Source organism: Paracoccus homiensis (assembly GCF_900111675.1).
Lineage (GTDB): Bacteria > Pseudomonadota > Alphaproteobacteria > Rhodobacterales > Rhodobacteraceae > Paracoccus > Paracoccus homiensis.
In genome coordinates, this window is record NZ_FOHO01000012.1 from 36,798 (window position 1) to 62,086 (window position 25,289).

The window sequence follows — 25,289 nt, forward strand, 5'->3', positions numbered from 1 at the left end:
TTCGGCCTCGTTCAATGTCATTCTTGGATCCTGCCCGATAGGCTTCTTTGTGATGTCGACCACTCCCTAGCAGTCGCGATCTGTCCGGGTGGTTGCCGGAACTATACCGATTGGTAATCTTTCGATCTCTTGACCCACGCGCCCATGTCGCTATGCCTTCGGGTCAGACAACAGAGAGCTGGTCCCATGCGTGTCCTTGTGGTCGAGGACCATGTCGAAACGGCGGAATATGTCACCTCCAGCCTGCAGGCGCAGGGCCATCTGGTCGATCATTGCAGCAATGGTCGCGAGGGGTTTCTGTCGGCGCTGGACAATCAATACGATGTCATGATTTTCGACAGGATGTTGCCTGGTCTGGACGGGCTGACACTCGTCAAATCGGTGCGGGGCGCAGGCGTCGAAACGCCGATCCTGATCCTCAGTGCCATGGATGGGATCGACGACCGGGTTCAGGGACTAGAGGCCGGATCAGACGATTATCTGGTCAAGCCGTTTTCTTTTCAGGAATTGTCGGCACGGCTGGCGGCTCTGACCCGCAGACCCCCTTTGAGGGTCGAGGAAACCGTCCTGCAGGTTGCCGATCTGGAAATGAACCTGATCCGCCGAACGGTCATGCGCAGGGGGGTGGCGCTGGACCTTCAACCGCGCGAATTCAGTCTGCTGGAATATCTGATGCGCAATGCCGGTCGTGTCCTGACACGCACGATGCTGCTGGAATCAGTCTGGGATTTTCACTTCGACCCCAAGACGAATGTCGTCGAAACTCATATCAGCCGCCTGCGCAACAAGATCGACAAGCCCTTTGATACCGATCTGATCCACACGATCCGCGGTGCGGGTTACAGCCTGCATGGCTAGAGCCGCAGGTATATCGGGCTTTCTGCGCTCGACCTCGGCGCGGCTGTCGCTGCGTTTCGCGGTGCTTTACGCGGTAATAACGGCGTTGGTCCTTGGCTTGACCTATCACTTCGCGGATCGCGAGTTGAGACAGTGGGTGGCGGATCAACTGGCCCAGGATGCGGCCGGCTTCGCGGACCTTTACCAAGGCGAAGGGCTGGATGCGGTTCAGGCCAAGTTGGCCGGATTCGCAGGATTCAATTTCGAGGATTACCGGATTTATCTGCTTGTCGATGCGGAGGGCCAGGTTCTGGCCGGAAACGTCGACGCCATCGATCTGTCGGGCGACAGCGGTTACATCCCCGTCGATGCAATCCATGCCCAAACGCCGCGCTATAAGGATGTCACCGGGTATCTGCTTCACTCGGTGCAACTCGGGCAGCATCGCCTGACGTTGGGCAGCAGCACCTATTACCAAGAGGAACTGCGCGAGGTTTTGGGTCGTGGGTTCCTTGCAGGCTTCGTCCTGATGCTCATGACGGGTCTTCTTGCGGGGGTCATTGTCGGGCATAGAACCGAGCGGCGGCTGACCCAGATTTCTGCCGCGCTGAAAGCGGTCTCTGACGGGCAGCTGGATCGTCGCGTTCCGACCACGGGTGGCGATACCAACGATCTTGCGCGCATGGCGGATGACATCAATCGCACGATCGCCCAACTTGAGCGCATGGTCGATAGTCAGAAGCAGATTTCGGCCGACATCGCTCATGATCTGCGCACCCCCATGCAACGCCTTCGGCAAAGACTGGATGCGCTGCAAGCCGCGCCCGACTTGCCCGACCCGATCCGCAGCGCTGTCGATGAAGCGCTCGAGATCGCCGATGATTTGATCGAGACCTTCCACGCCCTGCTGCGGATCGCCCAGATCGAGGCCGGCGCGCGCGCTGACCGCTTTGCCGATGCCGCGCTTGCGCTGGTCCTCGAGCGCGTCGAGGACGCCTATGGGGCCGTCGCCGAAGAAAACCGTCAACTCCTGACGGTCAAGATGACAGATCACGAAGCTCTGGTTCGCGGGGATCAGCAGCTTCTGACCCAGATGATCTCCAACCTGGTCGAGAACGCCCTGCGCCATTGCCCCGCCCAGACCAGAATTAAGCTGTCGCTATCGCGGCTGGATGGCCGCGTCCTCCTTCAGGTCTCGGATAACGGCCCCGGCATCCCGGAGGGCGAACGTGAGAAGGTACTGCGCCGCTTCTATCGGCTAGAGAAAAGCCGCACGACACCGGGCAACGGCCTGGGTTTAAGCATGGTGAAGGCAATAGCCGATCTGCACGGCGCAACGCTGCGTTTCGATGACAATCACCCGGGCCTGCGCGTTCTGATCCTTTTCCCTCTGGCCGGTAGGAAGACGAGCTAACCGCGATAGCATAGCCCTTTGCGCGTCCAGTAAATGGTCGGCCTGGTGAATGCCACAACGCCGCATCCAGACAGAGCGAACGGCGGCTGTGGAGCCGACTCCGCCGGAACCTTCGTTCTGCGATTGCGAAACTCTGCTCTGGTGCCGCAATGTAGTTTGGGCTCCTTCAAGCCGTTCGCTGCGGTTCGCGCGAACGGCTGCTTCGATGCTGCGGCCGCTCCCTTAACCGTCTGTGACAGGCTGCTGAACTTATTTGTGAAAAACGACACGGATCGCATCCACACCGACCACGGCCTCACAGGCCGAAGCGTGCTATCGCGAACACCCGGTCAATCGCCACCGGCGGACGCATCGTCTGACGTGATCCCGATGCCTTCGCGGACAATCCGCATGTGACCGGAGGGGTATGCGGACGACCGGTGCCTCATATTTCGGCCAGATGGCCGACTGGCCGCGATAGTTGCCAAGGTGATCGCGCTGCCCCATCACCTCGAATATCTCGCGCATCGCCGCCTGTGACGTCGTGTTCGCATAAAGATTACACATGCTCGCTCCCGCGCCTCCTAGCTTTTCATGCCACCATAGGCCGCTGCGATCTGCGCCGAAACACGCGCCAGCGCTTCGATCCGGCGCGCGGCGGGCTCAAACCGGGCTGCCGCGATCCACGCTGCGCTTAACATTGGACCCTTCGGGTGTCGTTCGCATAAGAGATCGACCGCCGACATGATCTCGCTGGATAGCGGATCGCGTCTTGCCGCGCCGGCGGCCGCGGCATCAAGGGTCGCGATCGCGGCAGCCTGGGCCTCGCGCCCGGCGATTTGTTCCGACCATGCGCCGCCGAACGCGACATTGCGGAGCTGACCCGACCTGTCCATCTTCCCTCCTTGCCAAATGAGAACAAAGATAGAACATAAGGTGCGATCTGACCATTCTCGATATCTGGTGTCATGCCCCCCTTCCGCGTCCTCTATCTCGATATGAACAGCTTTTTTGCAAGCGTCGAACAGCAGCTCGATCCCGCGCTACGTGGGCGGCCGGTGGCGATTACGGCTGTCGATTCGGACAGCGGCGCCTGCGTCGCCGCGTCCTATGAGGCAAAAGCCTACGGCGTCAAAACCGGCACCCATGTTCGTGACGCCCGTCGCCTTTGCCCCGGTATCATCTTCCGACCCTCACGACACCGGCTCTATGTGCGCTTCAACCTGGCCGTGGCCGACGTGCTGGACCGTCACGCCGAGCTGACCCATATCCGCAGCGTGGACGAGTTCCAGCTGGCGCTGTCGGGCGAAGCCCGGACCCTCGCCGGCGCCGTCGATCTGGTCGCGCGCCTCAAGGCGGCAATTGCCGTCGAGGTCGGCGACTGCCTGCGCTTCTCGGCTGGCATTGGCCCGAACCATCTTTTGGCCAAGATCGCCGGCAAGCTGGAAAAGCCGGACGGGTGCCAGTGGCTCGGGTCTGAGAACCTGCCCGATGCCATCGCCCATCTAGCGCTGGACGATCTGCCAGGGATCTCGGCTGCGATGAAGGCGCGGCTCTACCGTGCCCGCGTATTCGACGTTCCTAGCCTCTTTGCGCTTGATCCGCGGCATGCCCGGCTGATCTGGCGTTCCGTCGAAGGCGAACGGTTCGTGCGGATGCTCCAGGGCATGGATATTCCGCTGGTCGCGACGGAACGAGGGGGATTCGGCAACAGCAAGGTGCTGTCGCCCGAATACCGCGATCCGCGCCGTGCCTACTTGGTCGGCCGCTGGCTGGTCGAAAAGGCGACCGCGCGGCTGCGCCGCGACGGTCGCGTGGCCGGTCGCTTCAGCCTGTCGGTCAGTTCCATGGCCGGCGGGGTCTGGTCCCGGAACGTCAGCTGCTTTCCGACACAGGATACCGCGATCTTCCTGCGGCTTCACCGCGCCCTGTGGGTGCGCCTCTGGCGCACCGCGCGACCGGGCGCGGTCATCAGTATCGGCGTGCACCTGGGCGATGTGGGCTTTCTGCAGGATCGGCGCGGAGATCTGCTCATGCCTCTCGCCCCGGCCGAGCTGACCCGTGGTGAGCGGGTTTCGCGGGCGCTCGATCAGATCAACGCACGCCATGGCGATGGCGCAATCCGCTTTGGTATGAACACGCCCCATCCAGGATTCTTCGAGAGAGGGTAGAGTACCCTGATGGGATCGGGATGTGGCTCAGACGCGATTGCTTTGGCTTGGTTCCGGAGGAAATGCCGGGACCGAGTGGTCCTCGCGCCAAGCACGAAGTTCAGCGTTCACGAAGGCCTCCAGTTCATCTATCGAAACGCCCTCTTTCATCGCACGCACCATAGCCAAGGCGCCGTGGTGATAACCGCGGCGGAAGTGAGCCTCATGTGGGCCATTGGGAGGGTCTGCGTCAAATGTCCCTAATAATTTCATGGGATGTGCTCTCGTTGTAATGTGTTTTCGGGTCTTGGAGAATACAGCTATAGCGCGAAGCGTTGCTAGAATGCAGGACCCGCAGTGGCAATGTCCACAGCGTCCCCCTTCGGGTCGCGCCCCCGGTTCCGGCCTTCAGCCTCCACCCGAGCTGATCGGAACGATGCGCGCGGCTGCGGCGTCCGGTTGAACGTCTCGTCCCGAGCCGTCCCCCCGAACCCCGGTCCTGCGCGCCCTGCCCCGACGATCTCGGCCCTGTCGGGCGGGACCGCTGACGCAGGCGCAAGGCGCAGAGCGATGCGCCGGGTGGTGATCGGGTACATAGGCTGCCGTTCGGCAATCGGTGGATGGCGGACAGCAAGCGGCAGGTGGCGAATTTCGCATTACGATTAACGCGGAACGCATAACGCGAAACCAACCGGGTTCGGTGGTCCGCTGTAGAAGGAACCCGGAGACCCGCGCGCAGGCGCGGGCCATGATGGACTGAGGACGTGCCGGGGGATCGACACGGGCTGCGCCCGCGCTCACCCCCGCCCCGGCGATCCTTTCATTTCCTTTTGTCCGCCACGCATCCCTGCGTCTGACGGTCAATGGCCAAGCGCCGCGCGATGCGCGTCGTCGTCCAGGCGGGCCGTGTCCTCGGCTTCGCCTGCGGGCCGCACCACCCCGCCTTCCCGAGCCTTGACAGTCAGCCCCAGGGCCGCGGGCAGGGCTGCGCCCTCCCCGCTTTGCCGTCCGAAAGGCATGGGGCCTTTCAGACAGCAAGCAGAGAGGTCTCGCCCATCGGCGGAAAGCAGGCACCAAACCCGCGCCGCCCGTCGCAAAAGAAGGACGATGCCCATGTTGGCCGAAGATACCATTGCCGTTGATTTTTCCTGTACCGCTTGCGGAAAGATCATCACCGCCCTGACCGGGCCGAGCCATTGCCCGCACTGTCATGTCGCCGCGCCCGATCACGGTTTCCCGACCGCCGAGGCCGTGAAGATCGCGGAACAGAACGACCGCTTTCGGGCGGGGATGCTCACCGGGACGGCAAGCGATCTGCGTGGGCAGGTTGTCGTGACCGCTGCTGTCAACGGCATGGGCCGGGATTTCGTGACCGCCGCACTCATGGCGGTGGCCGGGGATACCGAATTCACCCCGGACAGTGATCCTTACGGCGATCATGGTTTCGGCACCGTCACCGTGCTGACCGTCAAGCTGTTCTGGAAGATCGACCTTTACGACGAGGAACTGGTCTACGGCTCGCCTGACCCCGCGAACCCCGCCGCGACCCGGCGCGTCCTGACCATCATGTTCCCCTCCGATTACTGAACCCCCGAACCCGGCCCGCTTCATGCTCCGGGTGGGCCGGCCAAGCGCAACAGCAACCGGAAAGGAGGTGAGAACAATCAATCAATGGCTTGAGGCGCGGATCGCGGAAGCGTGGGCGCTCATCAGGAAGGGCGGTCACTCCGCCAAGATCGGCCACGCCTTCCTGAACCAGCACGGGGTCATGTGACCCCCTCGCCTCACCCCGTCAGGGGTGAGGCACCGATAACACAAAACCACAGTCGCAAACAAGGAAAAGACCTATGAAACAAGGTGCCATTACCACCGCCCCGATCCAGTATTTCCCGCTGTCCGCGCTCTATCTCTCAGACATGAACCCCCGGCAGGACGTCGATGCCGACCGCATCGACCAACTGGCCGACAGCATCGTGGCCGTGGGCCTGCTGCAGAACCTTGCGGGCCTTGCCGACGAGGCCGGACATGTCGGGATCGTCGCGGGCGGTCGCCGCCTGCGCGCCCTGATCCGCGCTTTCGAGAAACACGCCGACCTGCTGGATCGCCGCCCGGAACTGGCGGAAATCCCCGTCCGTCTGGCCCCCGACGAGGCCACCGCACGGGCATGGGCCAGCGTCGAGAACGCGGCCCGCGAGGATTTGCACCCCGCTGATGAAATCCGCGCCTATGGCCGCATGGCCGAGACGGGCAGCGATGTGCCTGCTATCGCCCGCGTGTTCGCCGTGACCGAGGCGCATGTTTATCGCCGCCTTGCGCTTGCGGCTTTGCCCGTACCGATCCTCGATGCGCTGAAAGCGGGCGAAATCACCCTTGAGGCCGCGAAATGCTTCACCGTGGCTCAGGACGAAGCCCTTGCACTCGATGTGCTGGACCGGATGCGCGGTCAGGACGTGTCGGTCCACCGCCTGAAACAACTTCTGCAACCCGAGGCGATCCGCGACACCGACCGCCGTGCTGTCTATGTCGGGCTTGATGCCTACGAAGGCGCGGGCGGTCCGATCACCCGTGACCTTTTCGCGAACGAGGTCTTTCTGGGCGATAGCGCATTGCTGGATCAATTGTTCGCGGAAAAGCTGGCAATGGACGCCGAGGCCATCGGGCATGGCTGGAAATGGGTCGAGACCAGCACGGAGTCGTGGATCAGCTATGATTTGACCTCGAAGCTGGACCGCATCTATCGGGTCGAAGGCGATCTGACCGAGGAACAAGCCGAGCGTTACGACGAATTGTCGGAACTGGCCGCCGCCGAAGCTCTGGGCGAGGAAGGGCAGGCGGAACTGGATGCGCTGGAAACACTGGCACGGGGCGACTTCACCGATGCGCAGCGCGACCATGCCGGGCTGTTCGTATTCGTGGACAGTCGCGGCGAACTGACCGTGCAGGCGGCTTATATCCGGGCCGAGGATCGCGAGGCCGCGATTGCGGCAGAGGTGCTGACCGGACATGCCGCCCGCAGCCGCGACGGCAGCACCGCCGATGCCGCTCCGAAATCGCCCATCAGCAACGCGCTGCGCGACGATCTGGGCTGGGTGGCGCAGGGCGCACGGCAGAATGCGGCGCTGCGCGATCCCGAACTGCTGATCGACCTGCTGGCCTATCAGTTGAGCCACGGCCTTGCCTGGCGCAAGCCGTTCGGGCTTGCGACAGAGGACGTGCCGAACTGGCCGACCACCGAGGCCGAGGGCTATGCGCTGGACGACCGCCTGACCGCCAATCCGCCGCGCGACATGTATGGCAAGGACCTTGCCAAATCCTTCCGCGCCTTCCGTTCCAAGGGAGCCGAGCATGTTCGGGGCGAACTGGTGCGGATGCTGGCCGCGCATTACCGGGGCGGGTCCGATGAACTGGCCGCGCTGATCGACAAGGAGACCAAGCCCGCGATCCGCGAGGTCTGGACGCCCACCGCCGCGAACTTCTTTTCCCGCGTTGGAGGCCCTTACCTCAACGACCTGTGGTGCGATCTGCTGGACCTCGCCGCCGATCACCCCACCGCCACCAGCTTCGCCAAGCTGAAAAAGGGCGAGAAGGCGGCAAAGCTGGAAACCCTGTTCAGTGATGCCGACACGCGCAAGGCGCTCGGGATCACCGAGGCGCAGGAGGCCCGCATCGCGGCATGGCTCCCCGAGGGCATGGCCTGATAACAGCGGGGCGCGCGCGCGAAGATCGCGCGCCCCGGTCCCGGCAACACGGTTTCAGAAAGGACAGCACAGATGGACTATGCACGGGAAAAATCATGGCACGGGCTTTCCTGCACCTGTGGCGGGGGCTACCGCGTCGGCCATGCCATCGGCTGCGAATACGCAACCAGCAGAGACAATCTCAACCAGTTGGACACCGACCTTGCCCGCGCCGTGGCGCAGGGCGATCAGGCGGAAGCCGCCGATCTGCGCCGGATCAAAGAAGGGATCGAGGCCGTCGCCGCACGATCCGCCACGGGAACCTGATCAATGCGCTTCATCAGATCGGCCCGTCACCCGTTCACCGACACCGCCCGCAAGCGGGCCGCGCTGGCCCGCAGACAGACAGCCGACCGGGAGGCCCTGCCGCTCTTCGCCGCCGAGATCGCGGCCCGTCAGAAAAGCCCCGACGATGTGATGCTGGCCCGCGCGAATGTCTGGGCGGCGCAGGAGGCCCGCAGCCGCCAGCGCCGCGCCGATCAGTGGCGGCGTGCCCGCCGCCTGATCGACGCCATGCCACCAAGGCAGCGCCGCCGGGACCGGGCCGCGTGGAACGGCGCACCCTATCCCGCCGATCCGGTCTATCTGCTGGATTTCCTGCACAGCCTTGAGGCCGGGCGCATCGCCCTCGATGCCCTGCCCTTCACCCCGCGCCGCGTGAACCTGCGCAGTCATGTAACCTCTGAAGAAATGGCGGCAGGCCGGACCTGCCGCCAGTCCAACAGGGAGGATTTTCAGTGTGGCTGACTTTACGTCACTTCGCCATAGGGTTGTTGTAAGTTTCTTTCTTCGCCTCTCGCACTGACCCTTTTCCTTCTGCGACGAAGGTCAACTGGCCCCGCGATTTTCGTGGGGCGCTCTTTTTTCCGCCTGCCGCTATCGTCCACCCCTGATTGCCAGCCGATATGTGATATCCACTCTCTGCTGCTGTCGGGCCGAGTTGCCCTGCCCCCCTCCCCCGGCATCCGCCGGGAAAGGATCGCCAGGGCCGGCGCTTCGCGCGGAGCCGCGCCCCCGGCGCGGCGTCTCCACCCGCTCGTTGCACCAGGATGCACCGGCTTCGATTGTGCCCGGCTGTTAACCCGGCCGAACATCGGCCGGGGCCAGGCCGCACCACCCCGCACGGTCTGTGGATTATTCCACACGGGTCAAGGACGGCGCCGCGCCGAAGGGGCGCGGCTTGCAAGCGCCCGTGCCGGGCGTCCCTGACCTCGCGTGTCCGAATCCGCCGACCGCGCAGGGCTCTGATGAAGGTTTTCCACTGGAAGTGGACGGGAAACCTTCAAGCGCCAATTGCTTTATGGCTCCTCCCACTTCTCTTGGTAGGTTTCGACAAGAAACGTGGCAATCGCCCCTGCCGTGTTGACCGCAAGGCTGGCGTGACGAGGTGAAGCCCTGATCGGCAATTTGCCCCCACGCCCGTGCGAGTCAGACAGGCGATTGCGCAACGTGCCGATGCCGTTCACAAGGTTCAATGCACCGCCCAAAATGGCCTTGATTGGTTCTTCGGTGTGCTGGTTCGGCGCAAGATTCAACAGCTTCGCAACAGTGGCATATAGCTTTGGCAGGTCGTCCTTATCTGAATAGGTTTCGCCACACTCGTCGAGGATACGCTTGATCATGGTTTCAAGGAGCGTTCGTGCCACCGTGATTGCCCCATCCGGATCGGTACTGCGGCGGGCAATAGCCTTGCCCCATACGGAATGAACGCCCGCCACGTCGAATGTCTCCAGGGCATCAGACGCCACCTTGTCGCCGGGTGCCGTGTTGCTGCCCTCAAGCCTATCCATCAAGGGTGTGAAAGCCTTGTTGATGATCTCGCGCCGTCCGGCATAGGTTTCTGACGCCCGTTTAATATAGGGCCAGAAAGCGGACAGATTTCGGTAGGTTCTTACAAACGGTGGAAGCAGGTCGCAGAGAAAAGGATCAGCCATGAACTCGCGGCGGAGATGCTGATAAACACCGTCGTCTGCCGAACCACCTGTAGCCCGTTCAGTAAGCAGGCCTTCAAGCATTGTCGCCTGCTCAATTCGCGACGATGGAATCTCATTTTGTGAATACATCTTCTACCGCCAGCTTCAGATCCTCCATCACCATATTCATTCCCTGTTGAGCGACAACGGCGCATCGCCGGCAGGCCGGCGACCGTGCCCCAGTCGCGCTGTCGCGCGACCCAAGCCCGCCAGGGCGATGCGGTCGGCTGCGGCGCCTGCGGTCTGTCTCGTCCCGAGCCAGATCCTCGATCGCCGGTCCTGACCGCCCTGCCCCGCCGGTCTTGGCCCATCCGGGTGACGGTCACTTGCGCGGGCCGGCCTTCAGCCCTCGCGCACAACCGGACCCTTGGGCAGGCTTTCGGCCCCTGCCAAACCCGGTCAGTCACAGTCCCGCACGCGAGCATTCTGCCGGGACAGCTGGCGGCGAGGGCGGTTTCGAGCGAAACTAGCGGGGTTGCGGTTGATCCGGACACGACATGCTCAGCCCCAGCCCTTGCCATCCTTCTCGCTGCCGGTTCGGCGATCACTTGGCTCCGTGGCCTGTTGGTCCTGTCCTGCAAGGGGCGTTTCTTCCAGATGAAACATGACAGGGCAGCGCGGCTGACGGCCTTCAACGACGAATTTCCCCTGGCCTGCGGCCATTCCTCGCGCCCCAAATTCGCCTTTGACAGCCGCTTATTCTGCCCTGTCCGCAGAGGTTTCATCGAAACGCCAGGCAGGAGAGGAAAATCCAATGGCCACCGAAAACATGAAGCTCCGCGTCAAAACCGGCGAGAAGGACGGCAAGAACTTCTGGGACGACTGCGGGGTCGTCTTCATCAACCGCAACCCCGCCGGCGAGATCACCTCGATCCAGGTCCGCCACAACATGTTCCCCGGCGTCGATATGGTCGCCTTCCCGAAACGGGCGGACGACCAGGAGTAACGGCAAGGGGGTGGCGACAGCCGCCCCTTCACCGTTCCATCCAGTCGCTACCGCGACAGCCTGCGGCCAGACAGGACAGGCGCGACCCGCGCGGAGGCGCGGGCCATGACGAGATGAGGACGTGGCGGGGGATCGACGCGGGCTGCGCCCGCGCTCACCCCCGCCCCGGCGACTTTTCCATTTGCTTTTGTCCGCCACGCATCCCTGCGTCTGACGGTCAATGCCCTAGCGCCGCGCGATGCGCGTCGTCGTCCAGACGGGCCGTGTCCTCGGCTGCGCCTGCGGGCCGCACCACCCCGCCTTCCCGAGCCTTGACAGTCAGCCCTAGGGCCGCGGGCAGGGCTACGCCCTCCCCGCTTTGCCGTCCGAAAGGCATGGGGCCTTTCGACGACAAGCAGAGAGGTCTCGCCCATCGGCGGAAAGGGGCAGAGACCTCGCCGCCCGTCGCAAGAGAAGGACGACACCATGTTTCGGAACTTTGACGATCTGACCCGCTGCGAAGGCCGCTGGCTCAATCTCTGGGCCGCGTTCGACGTGACCGGCGAATACCTCGGCACATTCACCCTCGATGAATTGCGCGACAGGGCACAGGTGGAAGCCAAATGGGTCAGCTCTGTGCAATTCCGCAGTGCCGGTCAGCGCATGGACGAAAGCGCGCTGGCGCAGAAACTCAACGGCCTGCCATCCGGCACGACCGTGTTCGACTTTACCGGTTTTCGTGTTTCGCCCGTTCACCACACGGGCGGCACCCTCACGGGGGGAAATATCGAAGTTTGCGACCCCGGACAGCACGTCCTCTGGTCAGTCTATGGCTTTCACCGCCAAGCGCAGGAATGGCAGATCGTTCACGACGCCCTACCGGGCGAGATTGGCGAGGTTCTGGCCCGGATCGTGGACCTGACGGGCGAGCTGGTCGAATATCGCGACCTCAGCCATGCCTATGCCAACACCCGCCTGCCCGATCTGGTCGATCTTCTGGCGCAGCGGATTCATGACGAAATCCCCGGATACGATCACCCCGAGAGTTTCCGCGAGGATGATTTTGACGCGCACCCGCTGGCGGAATTGCGTGAGAGCATCGCCGATGCCCTCGATCTGCGGAGGGGCTGATATGGACTGGCTCATCTATAACCAAACCCCCGTCTGCATCCGCGACGAGATCGCACGGCTTTGCACATGGGACAACGAGACAGGACGGGGTTTCCCCGTCCTCATCAGCCGCAAGGGGTCCGTCTGGTATGCCGCCGTGCGCAGCGAACCCGCGATCGGACAGCTGGTCAGCGGCACCGATGCCAGCGGCAGTTTCGAGACCGATGCCACGGGCGGCTATACGTTCGCCGCTGTCTTCCTGACACGCCGGGAAGGCGGCGGCTGGGGCTACAAGGACATGGACGAAACGGCTGGTCCGGTCGAATGCGAAGCCCCGGCAAAACTTCTGGACCTGCTGTCAACCACCACCCATGAATATGCGCTGGACTGGCGGCAGTGGTGTCGCAGCCACGCGGCCCGCACCGGCCGTCGCCTGAAGGCGGGCGACGTGATCCGGTTCCCTGAACCGTTGAGGTTCAGCGATGGCAGCGAGGGGCAGACCTTCCGGGTCAACAAGGAACGCTTCGCCGGGGCGAACCGGGCGACCACCTTTTTCACCTGCATCGCGACAGGCGCAGATTGCCGCATCAGCCGCGTCATGTCGCGTGACTGGACCCGCATCTGAGCCGCGCGCGCCGCGCCTGACGGCGCGGCGCCCTGCCCCCAACGCCACAAGGACTTTGACATGGCCCATCAAGCCGTGACCGCATTCGTGCGCGCACTCGATCAGTTCGACCGCTCGAAGACCCGCACCGAGGTTTTCCGGATCTTCTGCGAAATGGCCTTCTGCGCCCTGGCGAAGCGCGCCTCGCCCTTTGCCGATCAGCGCGACCGGCTGGAAGCGCAATTTTTGGAGTGCGTCCGCATGTTGCCGAACAAGGACGACGTGCGGCGCATGCCTGAAATGATGGCGATCGCCATCCAGACCATTGCCGCCGGGGGCGTCGATTTCTTCGGCCAGGCAGCGGCCGAGATCGGCGCACTCGATGCCCGCCTGGGCCAGTTCTTTTCCCCCTACGAGGTCAGCCGCATGATGGCCGAAATGTCCCTTGGTCATGTGTCGGCCCAAATCGAGGAACAAGGCTTCATCACTATCTCGGAACCCGCCGCAGGCGCGGGCGGAATGGTGCTGGCCGTGGCCGATGTGATCGAGAAACAGGGTTTCGACCCGGCCCGGCATATCTGGGTCGAGGCCGTGGAGCTGTCTCGCGCCACCTTTCACATGGCCTATGTCCAGATCGCCGCGCGAGGTGTCGCCGGACAAGTGATCAATGGCAACAGCCTGTCACTCGAAACCTACGATCAGGCATTCACCCCGGCCGCGCCCGCATTTCATGCGATGAACGGCCATCCTTTCGCCAAACAGCAGGAAGCCGCGCGGCAGGCGGCCGAGGTCGAAGAGGCCGCGCAGGCGGGGCGCCGGGAGCTGCTGCGCAGTCCCGCGCCCGCGGCCGCGCGGGCTGTCTGGTAATAAGATTGACGGGGGTAAGCGAGTTCTCTACGCCCCCTACAGATCCTTCTGCGACGAAGGTTTAACTGGGCCGCCCTCGGGCGGCCCCTTTCTTTGCAGGCGCGACTTATCCACAATTTCTGTGGATCGTTCTGGGGAAAGACTGAACGGCAGAACGACGCGAAGAGCCCAAACTACCCGTGACCATGCCGAAGTTTCGCTGTGGCTGCATTCGTCCGCTCCGCGACATACTTGCCCGCGCTGCATGGCACCAAACGCCGACACTCATGTGGGACTGCGGTTGTCGGCTGCGTAAACCAGTGAGGCTGGAAGCACGGGAAGTGGTTCCATTTTGGGATTGACCGCGCCGCCGTCCGAACCCATTTTTGATGCTGCAATCGAGGGTCTTTATGCGCCTAATCGCCGTTATCTTCCTGACCAGCATTATGATGCTCGCTGCCCTTCCGCAAATGTCTGCGGCAGGGCCTGCGATGCATGACTGTGCGGCCTGCCCAGAAACGACGGTACATGCAGATCAGCAGGCCCCAGCGAACCAGCACCAAGCTGACGTGCCTTGCGCAGACATGGCGATCTGCGCATCCTATGCCCTTCTCGATACCAGTCAGCCTTTCCGTGACACTGATCTGCCACGCCTCCGTCATGCGTGGCCGGAGCCACGAAGTGGCACGACGATCAGTCTGTCTTTGGACCTCCCGCCTCCTCGCGCCTGAGCCAGCTTGAGTTGAATCTGGGTCGATTTCGGTCGACCCATCATCAGAGCGCGCGGCCCGCAAAGCCGTGCAGGCCAGGATACTATCATGAACAAATTCACCCTCGCCGGGGCCGCGGTTCTTGCCGTGGCGCTCGGTATCTTTGCTGTTACCCGCTTCTCCGAGCAAACCGCCCCCGTACAGGAAACCACGGCGCCAGAGGATGGCGCGGCCATGGTGGCCATCACGCTGCCCGATACGCTGTCGCCCGAGGGGACGATGGGGAAGCGGGCTTTCGATGCGGTCTGCGCTGATTGTCATGGCGACAATGCCGCCGGGAAAATGGGGATCGCCCCGCCGCTGATCCACAAGATCTACGAACCGTCGCATCATGGCGACATGGCCTTCCAGATGGCGGCTGCGAACGGCGTACGCGCACATCATTGGACATTCGGAGACATGCCGCCGCAGCCCGGGGTGACCCGTGCGGATGTGACGTCGATCATTGCCTACATCCGCGAAATACAGCGCGCCAATGGGATCAACTGACATGAAGATGACACGACGCGTTTTTTGCGCAGGTCTCGCCACCGTGCCACTGATGCGCCCTGCACAGGCTCAGGATATGCCGCTTCTAACAGCCAGGTCAGCCACGGTGCAGCTTGCCCCGGATGGCTATCCGGCGACGCCGGTCTGGAGCTACGACGGGACGATCCCTGGCCCGGTCATCCGCGCCGCTCAGGGCAGCCGGTTGCAGCGACGGTTGGTGAACACGCTGGAGGTTCCGACCTCGGTTCACTGGCATGGCATCCGTATCGACAACGCCATGGATGGTGTCGCGGGGCTGACGCAGGACGCGGTGCCGCCCGGTGAGTTCTTCGACTACGCCTACGATCTGCCCGATGCGGGAACCTACTGGTATCACGCCCATACAAATTCGATGGAACAGGTCGCGCGGGGTCTTTCCGGAGCCCTGATCATCGAAGAGGCCACACCGCCGGATGTGGACCGGGACGAGGTCCTGATGATCGACGATTGGTTGCTGGACCCCGATACCGGCCTGTTTGTCGATGACTTCGCAGCGCCAATGGTGCGCAGCCACGGAGGCCGGATCGGCAACCTTGTGGGGGTGAACGGGCGCTACAATTACAGGCTTTCGGCCCGGCAAAACGAGCGGCTGCGGCTGCGGCTGATCAACTCGGCCAATGCCCAGATCTTCGGTCTGAAGCTGGAAGGGCTGACCGGCTGGACGGTGTCTCTCGACGGCATGCCTCTCGACACGCCGGAACCGGTGACGGATACGCTTGTGCTTGCACCGGCACAGCGCATGGATCTGATCGTCGATGTCACCGCCGAGGAAAGGGAAACCGCAGGACTTCTCTTTGCCGCAGCGGATGATACCTGGCGCGTACTGGCTGAAGTTTCTGTCGAAGGACGTGCCGCCTCAGTTCCGCGCGGTGCGCCTCAGCCCTTGCCACGCAATCCACGCATGGAGGTTGTGGGCGTCGACGCCGCGCCTGTCCTTGAGATGCCGCTGCAGGGCGGTGCGATGCGCGGCCTGGAAAGCGCAGCCTTCAACGGGCAGAAACTGACCTGGCAGGAGTTGGTGCAACAAGGACAGTTCTGGGCGCTGGCCGGACAGGCCGGGCTGGGAGAGGCGCCGTTTGCCACGCTTTCGCGCGGCGAGACGGCCCGCATCCGCATAACCAATGACACGATTTTTCCGCACGCGATGCACCTGCACGGGATGCATTTCAGGACGCGTAAGGAAGACGGAAGCCTTGGTCCTCTACGGGACACGGTTCTCGTCATGCCCAACGAGACGACGGAGATCGCCTTCGTTGCGGACAATCCGGGAAAGTGGCTGCTGCATTGCCACATGCTGGGGCACGCAGCGTCGGGCATGACGAACTGGATCATGGTCAGATGAAGGGCCTGATCGCACTTGCAGCAACTCTTGCAAGCTGGGCGCAGGCCGTTGCGGCAGAGGAAGGCATGGATGGCGCAGCTCTGTATCAGCAGAACTGCGCATCCTGCCATGGGTCGGAGCTTCAGGGGCAGCCGGATTGGCGCAGCCCCGGTCCCGACGGCCGCCTTCCCGCGCCACCCCATGATGCAACGGGCCACACTTGGCATCATGGCGACGACATCCTGTTCCGCATCACGCGGGACGGGACTGCCTCGGTGGTCGGCGGGGGATATGAAAGTGACATGCCCGGCTTTGGCGACAGCCTGAGGGATGCGGAAATTCGAGCGATCCTCGACTACATCAAATCCACCTGGCCCGAGCGCGAACGCGCCAATCAACGTGAAAGAACTCAGCAGAAATAGGCCGAGAAAAGTCAACTTCTAGGGAACATCCACCCACTGGAAGGTTGTTATTCCCTTAAGCGCACTCGGAGGTGACGATGGCCTATTCCCGCTTTTTCCTGATGATTGCCGTATCTACGGTCCTGATGTTCGGGTTGATGTACCTGAACACGTATCTGATCAGCCATATCTTCTGGTCAGAAACACGCGCCTATATGGCAATCGTCATGGGGGCGGTTATGGCCTTCGTCATGCTGGCCTTCATGCTCGGCATGTACAAGAACCGCACGCTCAATATCGCGATATTCGCGGGCTCCATCATCGGTTTCGCAGGGGCGCTCTGGCTGGTGCGCAGTCAGGTGACGGTGCAGGACCGCGCCTACATGCGGGCGATGATCCCATACCATTCAATCGCCATCATGACTTCGTCGCGCGCGGAAATCACCGATCCCAGGGTGCGCACTTTGGCCGATGACATCATCTACGCCCAGGATAAGGAAATCGCGGAGATGCGCTATCTGATCGCGGACATTTCGGCGAATGGAGAGGCGACCCCCGCCGGGGATGCACCGGTAGCCGAACTGAAGCCCGCTCAGGACGCCCTGTCCAGCGAGGTCGTTTCCAAGGTCGATCCGGAGTTCCTGACGCAGGCAGATATCGCCCAGGTCTTCCCGGATGGGGCCGCGTGCAGCTCCACCTACACTGAAACGAGCCCGCCCGTGTTCGTGTCTGGAAACGGCACCGCCTTGGTCAAGATCAGCGGGGATCTTGTCCGCCTCGATGGCGCGGGAGGAAGCTTCAAGGCTGACCCGATCACGATTCAGGTGCGCGACAGGGAAGATGATGGTCTTCAGGACTTCGTCATCAGCGCGGGCCCTGACTACGAAGCCGGTTTCCGCGGCCAGTACCGCTGCGAGAATTGAGGAAAATGATCATGCCAAACGATACCGAGAAAACCGCCGTTCTATACCGCATGGTCATGCCTGAGCACACATGCCCCTTTGGTCTGAAATCCAAAGATTTGCTGGAGCGCAAAGGCTACGTCGTCGAAGATCACCACCTGAAGACCAAGGACGAGACCGAGGCTTTCAAGCGCGAGCATGACGTCAAGACGACGCCGCAGACCTTCATCGACGGGGAACGGATCGGGGGTCATGACGATCTGCGCATCTTCCTCGGGATCGACCCGCCGAAGGAAGAACAGAGCGACACGACCTACCGCCCTGTTATCGCGATCTTTTCGGTATGTGCCCTGCTGGCGCTTGGGCTGGCGTGGCACCAATACGGGACGATCCTGACCTGGCAGAGCTTCCAGTGGTTCATCTCGCTGTCCATGACCGTGCTTGCGATCCAGAAGCTTCAGGACGTCGAGCAGTTCTCGACCATGTTCCTGAACTACGACCTGCTGGCGAAACGTTGGGTGCCCTACGGCAAGGCCTATCCCTACGGCGAGGCGCTGGCTGGCATCCTGATGACTGCGGGCGTCCTGACATGGATTTCCGCGCCCGTTGCCCTGTTCATCGGCACCATTGGGGCGGTCAGCGTGTTCAAGGCTGTCTACATCGACAAGCGCGAATTGAAATGTGCCTGCGTCGGCGGGAACTCCAACGTGCCGCTTGGCTTTATTTCCCTGACCGAGAACCTGATGATGATCGTGATGGGCCTCTGGATGGGTTTGCACGCCCTCGGGGGCTGAGATGAGAAACGGGGGCGTCGTCGTAACGCCCCCGGTGTCTTTCCGGCTTAGCCGACGTGCTCGGGCGCGACCGTGGATGTGAAGGTGGCAGTGACCAGCAGGATCACGAGGAAGGCCGCGACCTCCCACCGTATCGACGCCCTCAGCGCGCCAGCGTTTCCGGTCTCGACCAGGGCCGTGGTCAGCCGAAGCTTGTTCAACCCGCCGAGGCCGAGAAGCAGGGCCACGACGGCCAGTTTCAGCGTCAGGAACTGCCTTCAGGGATGAGTCAGGACCGCGATCGGATGTTCTGCCAAGATCAGCAGGATCACGACGCCTGCTGCAACAAGCAGCCCGACCATGACCAGCGCCGCCTGACCGAACCGCTCGACAGTCCGGACCGCCGCCTCGTTGCCGCTGCCAGCCATGTCATGGAGCGGATAGAAGCCCCCGATCCAGAAGCTCGCAGCAAGGATATGGATGACGAAAAGCGTCGAAAGCGCCAACCTCGGATCTCCGGTTGCATCACCACGCAGCGCGAAACTGATGGCGACAAAAACAACACCAAGGAACACTACAGGTCGTGTCCAACTGCGATTGAGCGCGATGGTCGCGATGCCGAGTCGGCCAAGTATGTCGGCCTCAACCGACAGCCCAGGTGGGCTAAATAGGGCGATCTGAAGCATCATCGGATCAAGCGCGCCAACAACGCCCCCGTAATAGAAAGCCGCCCGCAGGGGAATGTTCAGCGTGCTGAAGACAATGCCGACGATGGCTGACCATGCTGCACCGTCAGGAGCTGGAGATTGATGACGGAGCCCGCCGCAAGCAGGACACTGACATACATCCCAGCCTTGACGAGGATCGAGGCGATCTGCAGCGGTTCCAGTGCGGCAAGAACTCCGCCCATGATCAATTCGCGATCTTGAACCCGAAGCTGCCATTGATCGGGTGATCGAGCCCTCCAGTTGCTGCAAACTCACGACTATTTTTGAAGCGGTAAGTAAGGTCGACATCCGCTATTGCACATGGCCAACGCTCTACCCCTCGCAGGCCACGGTCGCAGCGAACGGCAGGAAGGTCTCGCATAGCAGAATGGCGTAATGCCGCCCAACAGCAATTCGGCGACCCGCGCGCAGGCGCGGGCCAAGATGATGACAAGGACGTGGCGGGGGATCGACGCGGGCTGCGCCCGCGCTCACCCCCGCCCCGACGATCTTTTCGTTTCCTTTTGTCCGCCACGCATCCCTGCGTCTGACGGTCAATGGCCAAGCGCCGCGCGATGCGCGTCGTCGTCCAGGCGGGCCGTGTCCTTGGCTTCGCCTGCGGGCCGCACCACCCCGCCTTCCCGAGCCTTGACAGTCAGCCCCAGGGCCGCGGGCAGGGCTGCGCCCTCCCCGCTTTGCCGTCCGAAAGGCATGGGGCCTTTCGACGACAAGCAGAGAGGTCTCGCCCATCGGCGGAAAGCAGGCACCAAGCCCGCGCCGCCCGTCGCAAAGGAGGCCGACATGGCAGCGAAGTTCGATATTTATCAGCATGTCACCGATCAGATCATTGCCAGCATCGAGGCAGGCACGCCCGCATGGCGCAAGCCTTGGACCGGCGATGCGGGCGGCATCCCCTTCCCCCGGCGCAGCACCGGCGAGTTCTACCGGGGTATCAATATCCTGATGTTGTGGAGCGAGGCGGCCGAAAAGGGTTTCCGGAGCCCCTACTGGTTCACCTACCGGCAGGCGCAGGAGGCTGGCGGTCAGGTCCGCAAGGGCGAAAAATCCGCCATTGTCGTCAAATACGGCACCGTGGACCGTGAAGACCCCGAGACCGGCGAGGAAAAGACCATTGGCTATGCCAAGTCTTACCGGGTGTTCAACGCCGACCAGATCGACGGATTGCCCGAAGCCTATCATGGCGCACCCATCGAGGAACCCCGCGATCTCGGGACCGAGGCAGATCCGGCGCTTGAGGCGTTCTTTGACGCGACCGGCATCGAACGCCGCACCAGCGACGATCCGCGCGCCTATTACGATATGGCCGGTGATTTCGTGCATATGCCGCCGGTTTCGACCTTTCACGAGGCGGGAGGATATTACGCGACCCTCGCCCATGAATTTTGCCATGCCAGCGGCGCAGCGCACCGGCTGGACCGCTTCAGCCGGTTCAGCGACCGGGCATCTTATGCATTCGAGGAACTTTGCGCCGAATTGGGGCAAGTTATGGTCTGCGCTCAACTCGGCCTGACGCCTGATTTCGGGCAGTCGGCGGCTTATATCGCGTCGTGGCTGCGCGCGCTGAAAGACGACAAGCGGATGATCTTCAAGGCCGCGACCGAGGCACAGAAGGCCGCCGACTGGCTCATGAAAACCGCACCCGCCGGGATGATCGAGGAAAGGGCCGCCGCATGAGCGGCCCGACCCCCCTGCCCGTCCTGACCTGCCGCAAATGCGGCAGCGTCAACCCGCTGGTGTTTCTCGCGCCCGTGACCGTGCCGGGTGAGCCGGTCGGAACCTGCATCTGCATGTCCTGCGCAATGGCGCGCGGCTGGCTCGACCGCGACGGCAATCTGAAACCCGGCATCACCCTGTAAGGAGGAAAGACCATGCACAGCTTTTCCGCCTATTGCCGCCTGAACGTGACGATCTGCGCCAGCAACCTGGCCGTGATCCGCGCGGCGTCCCGGAAGATCAATCCGAAAGCCCGGTTCGATCCGGCGCGGCGGGGCGACCGCCACGCCTATTTCCGGGCCATGCTCAATCAGCATGACGATGCCCGCGCCCTCGCGGCGTGGCATCGGTTGTGAGGGTTGCGCGATGTTCTATGAATTGCGCGACCATCCCGACGATTTGCCCATTCTCTGCGAGTCACTGGCCGAGGCTCGCAAGCGCGCCCGTGCGCGCGCCGCACGTTTCGGCATCAGTGTTCTGATCTATGAAATGGACCCATTTACGGGAGAGCGCCTTGTTGAAGATGTAGGCTGATATTTTCCCCCGGCCCGATATCTGCGGGCTGGGGGGCGATTTGCGGCTTGGGCCTGATTGACCAGGAGGGCAGCGACCGGCGAGCCGGCCACTGCCCTCCTGGTCCGGCGCTGTCCGCGCGGAGCCGCTGCGCGGCAAATTGCGACGAGGCTTCGCCCGTCACGTCATTTCCTGGCTCTAAAGGACGTCAGGTTTTCCACAGATTTTCTCGCGTCCCTTCGCTCTCTGGGGGCGCGTCCCGCTCGTTCATCTGCGAGGTCCTTCCGCCTGGCGGCGTTTGGGCTGGGTAACCTGCCGTCGTCTAGAGCCAGTTCGGGCCGCCGCGAGCGCTGCCTTGCGGTCCTCGTCGGACAGGTCAGCGAGTAACAGCTGCGCCAGCCGGATCTTCCCCCGGCGACCGAGATCGCGATGCGCAAGGCGCCTTCCACACGCCAAGAACCAAGCCCGCAGTTCCTCATAGGTTGCCATCGCGGCCCAGAACTCTGCATCGTCGTCGATCTCGCCGAACGGCATCAGCGGTGCATCCGCGCGCGCTTCCTCCAGAACGGCGGACATGACCATCTCCGCGTCATGCCAGTCGCAGGCTGCGATCGCCTCCAGCAGATTCCGAAACCGTCCCAGACGGGACATGCGGCCCTCCTGCCCTTCCGCCTCGCAATCGTCCCCACCGTGATCGGTCATCTGTACCCCATCACCATCGGGGTGCGGCAAATGGAGCCTGCCCCGAAAACTTCGGTTTTCGGGGTCTGGCCTCGCCGAGAGTGGGGGGAGCAGAGGCAAGGACAATCGAGGGAAGTGGTGCGGCCCGCAGGCGCAGCCGAGGACACGGTTCTGTCTATTGTCCTTGCCGGCGCGAGGGGCAAAGCCCCTGGTGACTTCCTGCATCGACGGTCGTGAACGACGGCGCGTATCCCTCGCATCGCGCTTCCCCTTGTCTGCGCCGCGAAAGCGCGAAGCAGACAAAATAGACAAAATCCTTTGGGAAAGGGGCCATCGATGCTATGGGAGAGTGAGGGTTAAGTAAGCGGTTGGCAGGAAGTGCAAGTTGTCAGACAGAATTCGCGTAGAGCCGCTTTGTCAAAGGGCGGACAGGCGGCCCACCTGACCACAGCGACCCGCGATCAGATCGTGGCGCGGCTCAAGGAGGGCGAGCCAGTGGGCCGGATCGCGGCAGAGTTCGAGGTCGCGAAGAGCACGGTCTACCGGCTCCGCAGCGCCGCGATTGCTGCGGTGCGCCCTGCACATGCTCCCACTGAGAGGGTTTCGTTCCGTATTTCCGCAGGCGAGATGGAAGCGTTTGACGAAGAACTGGCTCGTGCCGGATTCAAGGACCGGTCGGATGCGCTGCGGGCGCTGGTGCGCAATTCGGTCGGATTGCTGGATCGGAACTTCGCCTTCGTGGGCGAGGTGAAAGCACTCTATGACGAGGTGTCGGCGATCGGGGTCAATGTGAACCAGATCGCGCGGGCGGTGAACCGCGGCCAGGCGCCACCGCTGCGCGAGGCAGGTACGGAACTGGCAGAGTTGAAATCGCAGCTTCGGAAAGTTCTGCCCACGCTGAACAACGTCGTTCAGGAGGCGCGTCGCTCGAACGAACGGGTCTGGACGGCGGCCCGTGCCTCTGACGCTGCGGGCGAAGGGGAGAGCCCGTGAGTTTCCTTGCCGAGGACGATGACGGTGTGGCGATCCGCCCGCATCTACGGAAGGTGCGGGACGGTGGACGCTCGGGTGGCCGGCGTGGGTCGGGCCTGTCTGGCAGCTTGCTGAACAAGTGGAATTTCGCGGAAGGCTCGCGGGCCGCCGTTTTCAAGAAGATCGCCAGCGGCGGAACGCATAACCGCCACCAGATGCGCCGGCAGATGGATTACATCAACACCAAGGCGCAATACACATTCGGTTTCAGCGATGCATTGTCCGACGACCGGCGCCAGTCCGAGGCGTCGCTTGAGGCCATTGCGGATAGCTGGGAGGCCAGCTGGCGGGGCGCGCCCAGGAACGGTCATACCTCGCATCTGCTGATCTCGTTTCCGCCCGATACGGCACCGCGCGACGCGGCGGCCATCGCCGAGGAAATGTGCGAGCGGGCATTCGGGGGCGAGAAGGAATTTGCCGACGATCGTTGGGAGTACATCGCGGCGCTGCACACGGACCGGTCGCACCCGCATGTGCACGTTCTGGTCAATAATCGCGGGGTCGAGAACGGCAGCTGGTTCTATCTGTCGAACAAGCTGGAGGCTCCATTCACTTACCAGGGTTTTCGGAACCTCATGGTGTCGGTGGCGCAGGAATACGGGGTCCAGTTGGAGGCGACAACCCGCTACGCACGTGGCGATCTTCAGTATTCGCCGTCCTCGGCGCAGTGGCGGAAAGGCAGGGAGCCGGGCCAGCGGGCGTTGTCGGATCGCGTTCTGGGCATGCTGATCGACGAGGCCGACGAGTGGGGTGAGGTGGCGACGGTCGCGAAGATGGTGGGCAACGCGCGTGTGGCCGAGGTCGCAGAGCGCATGATCCAGGGCATCGCCACGCAGAGCCCGATTTCAAGGAAGGATTTCGAGATGGTGTTGGAGAATGTCGAGACCGCGGGAGATTTCGAAGCGGCGGTCAAAGGCTGGGTAGACGACGTAAGAGACACTGTTCTGACGCTGCCTCCTGACATGCAGGGCAAGCATTTCGCGGAAATCGACGGCGTCTTGTCGGATATGAAACGGGATTACGGGCTTGTCATCGAGGTCGAGGGGATCGCGCATCCCGGTCCGATGGCGAACAGCCTGCATGCCGATGGCGACCTTCTGGCCCGTCGCGCCGAGGATTATGTCCCCGAGGGTCGCGACATCGGCCGGGAGACGCTGGCGGCGGCTGTAGAGATGTTCTCGGCCGGGGTCTCTGACGAGGACGAGATCCGAAAATTCGAGGATGCTAAACTTGCCGATCGGCAGGCAGCAATCATTTCAGAAGTGGAAAAGGGGGTTATTGCACAGTTTGACGGCGAGGCGAACGAGTTTACGAAATTCGAGCCTCTTGTGACGGGCCGAGATGGTATCACCCTGAACGGTTCCAATGTCAGCGTCAAAGCTGAACTGGGAATAGCGTTCACAGTCTTGGCTAACGAGCGCGAGGGGGGAGGACTGTCGGTTGAAGATCAGCGCCGTGCCGATGCGCTGCTGCGCGACACTGCCGACAGATACGGTGAGCAGATGCGCGACGGATTGGTGCGCGAGGATACCCGCGAGTTCAAACCGCATGAACATGAAGATTTCGAGAACTACAGTGCCCAGGTGAAGCAGTTCGAGCAGGACCGCTTGCGCGAATTTGATGAGGCCATCCGGCCCTATGATAGCCAGGAAGTTACCATTCTAAGTGACGACAGAATTCGCGATTACAAGACGTCGCTGCGCGCGGTCGAGCTTGCCAATGTCGATTACAGCTTCGAGGCCCGGCCCGGCGCGGTGGCGGATTTCTGGCAGAAGTTCGACGAGCTGTCGGGTGATGCCGGGATCGACCGACAATTCGCCAAAGGCGTGTTCGAGAACGACCTACTGAGTGATGATCAGAAGCGTGATGTGCTGTCCTCGGCCGTCGATCCCGAACGCGGTCCGAAGATCTCGGCCGACGAGATGTTCGACAGGGTTCAAGAGGTGCGCGGCGAGATGCGGGCCAATATCATGACGCCCGACAGGGATTACCTGCGGTCCTTCATGCAGCGTCTGACCGAGCGCGAGTATCCCTCCGCGGCGCCGGAGTTCGCCAACCGCGAAAGTGAGCGGGAATACGCGGCGGCGCTTCGTGCCGAGTTCGGGACCAGGGGCTTCGAGCGCATGGCTGAAGGGGATTACCGCGATCTCGAATCCATCACGCCGAACCGGCTGCACCAGCGCGAACTGGCAGCCTCGGTGCTGGCGATGGCGGAGCGTCCGGAACATGCCGCGAAGTTCGATCTGTCGCGCGAGCAGATTGCCCAGGGCTACGCGGCGGCCGACGAGCCCCACAAGGCGCAGCGGGCGCTTGGCCAGAGCAGCACCGGCGACGATTTCTCGCTCTGAGGGG

29 protein-coding genes are annotated in these 25,289 nt (G+C 62.8%); 22 read left to right on the top strand and 7 right to left on the bottom strand.

Annotated elements, in window-relative coordinates; translation table 11 throughout:
• Window positions 1-186 precede the first annotated feature (186 nt).
• Both BMX67_RS14440 and BMX67_RS14445 read left to right on the top strand, forming a co-directional pair.
• Window positions 187-858: a winged helix-turn-helix domain-containing protein gene (locus BMX67_RS14440; RefSeq protein WP_090736461.1), complete on the top strand. Its 672-nt coding sequence runs from the start codon at window positions 187-189 to the stop codon at window positions 856-858.
• Window positions 851-2,251 carry a sensor histidine kinase gene (locus BMX67_RS14445; RefSeq protein ID WP_245739470.1) on the top strand — a complete coding sequence of 467 codons (1,401 nt, stop codon included), beginning with the start codon at window positions 851-853 and terminating at the stop codon, window positions 2,249-2,251. Before BMX67_RS14440 ends, BMX67_RS14445 begins: the two co-directional genes overlap by 8 nt.
• A 563-nt stretch (window positions 2,252-2,814) precedes the next feature.
• Here BMX67_RS14445 and BMX67_RS14450 read toward each other — a convergent pair.
• Complete coding sequence (locus BMX67_RS14450; RefSeq protein ID WP_090736463.1) at window positions 2,815-3,126, bottom strand: hypothetical protein; 312 nt, start codon at window positions 3,124-3,126, stop codon at window positions 2,815-2,817.
• Between the two features lie 102 nt (window positions 3,127-3,228).
• Between BMX67_RS14450 and BMX67_RS14455 the strand changes: the two genes are divergently transcribed.
• Complete coding sequence (locus tag BMX67_RS14455) at window positions 3,229-4,401, top strand: DNA polymerase Y family protein (RefSeq protein ID WP_245739471.1); 1,173 nt, start codon at window positions 3,229-3,231, stop codon at window positions 4,399-4,401.
• An 839-nt stretch (window positions 4,402-5,240) separates the two neighbouring features.
• Here the strand turns inward: BMX67_RS14455 and BMX67_RS19790 are convergent.
• A complete protein-coding gene (locus tag BMX67_RS19790; protein WP_090736468.1) occupies window positions 5,241-5,495 on the bottom strand; it encodes a hypothetical protein in 255 nt (84 codons plus the stop codon).
• On the opposite strand from BMX67_RS19790, the gene BMX67_RS19795 reads away from it, so the two are divergent.
• The 4 genes from BMX67_RS19795 to BMX67_RS14480 all read left to right on the top strand — a co-directional run bounded on the left by BMX67_RS19795 (window position 5,494) and on the right by BMX67_RS14480 (window position 8,864).
• Entirely contained in the window at window positions 5,494-5,967 is a 474-nt protein-coding gene (locus BMX67_RS19795) for a DUF3768 domain-containing protein (protein ID WP_090736471.1), read from the top strand. The two genes, BMX67_RS19790 and BMX67_RS19795, sit on opposite strands and share 2 nt — an antisense overlap.
• Window positions 5,968-6,227: 260 nt before the next feature.
• On the top strand, window positions 6,228-8,078 hold the full coding sequence (locus BMX67_RS14470) for a ParB/RepB/Spo0J family partition protein (RefSeq protein WP_090736473.1): 1,851 nt from the start codon (window positions 6,228-6,230) through the stop codon (window positions 8,076-8,078).
• 72 nt (window positions 8,079-8,150) lie between these two features.
• Entirely contained in the window at window positions 8,151-8,384 is a 234-nt protein-coding gene (locus BMX67_RS14475; RefSeq protein ID WP_090736476.1) for a hypothetical protein, read from the top strand.
• A 3-nt stretch (window positions 8,385-8,387) separates the two neighbouring features.
• Window positions 8,388-8,864: a hypothetical protein gene (locus BMX67_RS14480; protein WP_175479921.1), complete on the top strand. Its 477-nt coding sequence runs from the start codon at window positions 8,388-8,390 to the stop codon at window positions 8,862-8,864.
• 551 nt (window positions 8,865-9,415) lie between these two features.
• On the opposite strand, the gene BMX67_RS14485 is transcribed toward BMX67_RS14480, so the two are convergent.
• Window positions 9,416-10,132 carry an abortive infection family protein gene (locus tag BMX67_RS14485; protein WP_245739472.1) on the bottom strand — a complete coding sequence of 239 codons (717 nt, stop codon included), beginning with the start codon at window positions 10,130-10,132 and terminating at the stop codon, window positions 9,416-9,418.
• 712 nt (window positions 10,133-10,844) lie between these two features.
• On the opposite strand from BMX67_RS14485, the gene BMX67_RS14490 reads away from it, so the two are divergent.
• The 9 genes from BMX67_RS14490 to BMX67_RS14530 all read left to right on the top strand — a co-directional run bounded on the left by BMX67_RS14490 (window position 10,845) and on the right by BMX67_RS14530 (window position 18,291).
• Window positions 10,845-11,036, top strand: coding sequence for a hypothetical protein (locus tag BMX67_RS14490; protein WP_090736483.1), 192 nt, complete (start codon window positions 10,845-10,847; stop codon window positions 11,034-11,036).
• Window positions 11,037-11,501: 465 nt separating this feature from the next.
• Window positions 11,502-12,146: a hypothetical protein gene (locus tag BMX67_RS14495; RefSeq protein WP_090736486.1), complete on the top strand. Its 645-nt coding sequence runs from the start codon at window positions 11,502-11,504 to the stop codon at window positions 12,144-12,146.
• Between the two features lies 1 nt (window position 12,147).
• The gene (locus BMX67_RS14500; protein WP_090736488.1) at window positions 12,148-12,750 is read left to right on the top strand and encodes a DUF6927 domain-containing protein; all 603 of its coding nucleotides are present in this window, start codon (window positions 12,148-12,150) and stop codon (window positions 12,748-12,750) included.
• 60 nt (window positions 12,751-12,810) lie between these two features.
• Window positions 12,811-13,596, top strand: a complete 786-nt coding sequence (locus BMX67_RS14505) for an N-6 DNA methylase (RefSeq protein WP_090736491.1) — start codon at window positions 12,811-12,813, stop codon at window positions 13,594-13,596.
• Window positions 13,597-14,393: 797 nt separating this feature from the next.
• On the top strand, window positions 14,394-14,834 hold the full coding sequence (locus tag BMX67_RS14510) for a c-type cytochrome (protein WP_090736497.1): 441 nt from the start codon (window positions 14,394-14,396) through the stop codon (window positions 14,832-14,834).
• 1 nt (window position 14,835) lies between these two features.
• Complete coding sequence (locus tag BMX67_RS14515) at window positions 14,836-16,215, top strand: multicopper oxidase family protein (RefSeq protein WP_139206540.1); 1,380 nt, start codon at window positions 14,836-14,838, stop codon at window positions 16,213-16,215.
• Window positions 16,212-16,616 (top strand): c-type cytochrome, encoded by a 405-nt coding sequence (locus BMX67_RS14520; protein WP_139206541.1) that lies wholly within the window; start codon window positions 16,212-16,214, stop codon window positions 16,614-16,616. The genes BMX67_RS14515 and BMX67_RS14520 overlap by 4 nt, the downstream gene beginning before the upstream one ends.
• Window positions 16,617-16,693: 77 nt before the next feature.
• Entirely contained in the window at window positions 16,694-17,518 is an 825-nt protein-coding gene (locus BMX67_RS14525) for a DUF305 domain-containing protein (RefSeq protein ID WP_175479922.1), read from the top strand.
• Between the two features lie 11 nt (window positions 17,519-17,529).
• Window positions 17,530-18,291, top strand: coding sequence for a glutaredoxin family protein (locus BMX67_RS14530; RefSeq protein ID WP_175479923.1), 762 nt, complete (start codon window positions 17,530-17,532; stop codon window positions 18,289-18,291).
• A gap of 47 nt (window positions 18,292-18,338) precedes the next feature.
• On the opposite strand, the gene BMX67_RS19910 is transcribed toward BMX67_RS14530, so the two are convergent.
• From BMX67_RS19910 to BMX67_RS19920, 3 genes are read right to left on the bottom strand one after another with little or no spacing between them, the layout of a single operon-like run.
• The gene (locus tag BMX67_RS19910; protein ID WP_245739473.1) at window positions 18,339-18,518 is read right to left on the bottom strand and encodes a hypothetical protein; all 180 of its coding nucleotides are present in this window, start codon (window positions 18,516-18,518) and stop codon (window positions 18,339-18,341) included.
• 30 nt (window positions 18,519-18,548) lie between these two features.
• Window positions 18,549-18,959: a hypothetical protein gene (locus BMX67_RS19915; protein WP_245739474.1), complete on the bottom strand. Its 411-nt coding sequence runs from the start codon at window positions 18,957-18,959 to the stop codon at window positions 18,549-18,551.
• Between the two features lie 56 nt (window positions 18,960-19,015).
• Window positions 19,016-19,180 carry a hypothetical protein gene (locus BMX67_RS19920; RefSeq protein ID WP_245739475.1) on the bottom strand — a complete coding sequence of 55 codons (165 nt, stop codon included), beginning with the start codon at window positions 19,178-19,180 and terminating at the stop codon, window positions 19,016-19,018.
• 598 nt (window positions 19,181-19,778) lie between these two features.
• Between BMX67_RS19920 and BMX67_RS14540 the strand changes: the two genes are divergently transcribed.
• The 4 genes from BMX67_RS14540 to BMX67_RS19625 are packed head-to-tail and all read left to right on the top strand — an operon-like array spanning window position 19,779 to window position 21,245.
• Complete coding sequence (locus BMX67_RS14540; protein ID WP_090736504.1) at window positions 19,779-20,672, top strand: ArdC family protein; 894 nt, start codon at window positions 19,779-19,781, stop codon at window positions 20,670-20,672.
• Window positions 20,669-20,854, top strand: a complete 186-nt coding sequence (locus tag BMX67_RS14545; protein WP_090736508.1) for a hypothetical protein — start codon at window positions 20,669-20,671, stop codon at window positions 20,852-20,854. Before BMX67_RS14540 ends, BMX67_RS14545 begins: the two co-directional genes overlap by 4 nt.
• Before the next feature lie 12 nt (window positions 20,855-20,866).
• The gene (locus BMX67_RS14550) at window positions 20,867-21,067 is read left to right on the top strand and encodes a hypothetical protein (protein ID WP_090736511.1); all 201 of its coding nucleotides are present in this window, start codon (window positions 20,867-20,869) and stop codon (window positions 21,065-21,067) included.
• Window positions 21,068-21,077: 10 nt separating this feature from the next.
• Window positions 21,078-21,245, top strand: coding sequence for a hypothetical protein (locus BMX67_RS19625; RefSeq protein WP_175479924.1), 168 nt, complete (start codon window positions 21,078-21,080; stop codon window positions 21,243-21,245).
• Window positions 21,246-21,491: 246 nt separating this feature from the next.
• Here the strand turns inward: BMX67_RS19625 and BMX67_RS14555 are convergent, their stop codons facing one another.
• Window positions 21,492-21,875, bottom strand: coding sequence for a hypothetical protein (locus BMX67_RS14555; protein ID WP_175479925.1), 384 nt, complete (start codon window positions 21,873-21,875; stop codon window positions 21,492-21,494).
• A gap of 498 nt (window positions 21,876-22,373) precedes the next feature.
• Between BMX67_RS14555 and mobC the strand changes: the two genes are divergently transcribed.
• Complete coding sequence (gene mobC / locus BMX67_RS19800) at window positions 22,374-22,898, top strand: plasmid mobilization relaxosome protein MobC (protein WP_281249174.1); 525 nt, start codon at window positions 22,374-22,376, stop codon at window positions 22,896-22,898.
• Window positions 22,895-25,285, top strand: a complete 2,391-nt coding sequence (locus tag BMX67_RS14565; protein WP_090736519.1) for a relaxase/mobilization nuclease domain-containing protein — start codon at window positions 22,895-22,897, stop codon at window positions 25,283-25,285. The genes mobC and BMX67_RS14565 overlap by 4 nt, the downstream gene beginning before the upstream one ends.
• The last annotated feature ends 4 nt before the right edge of the window (window positions 25,286-25,289 follow it).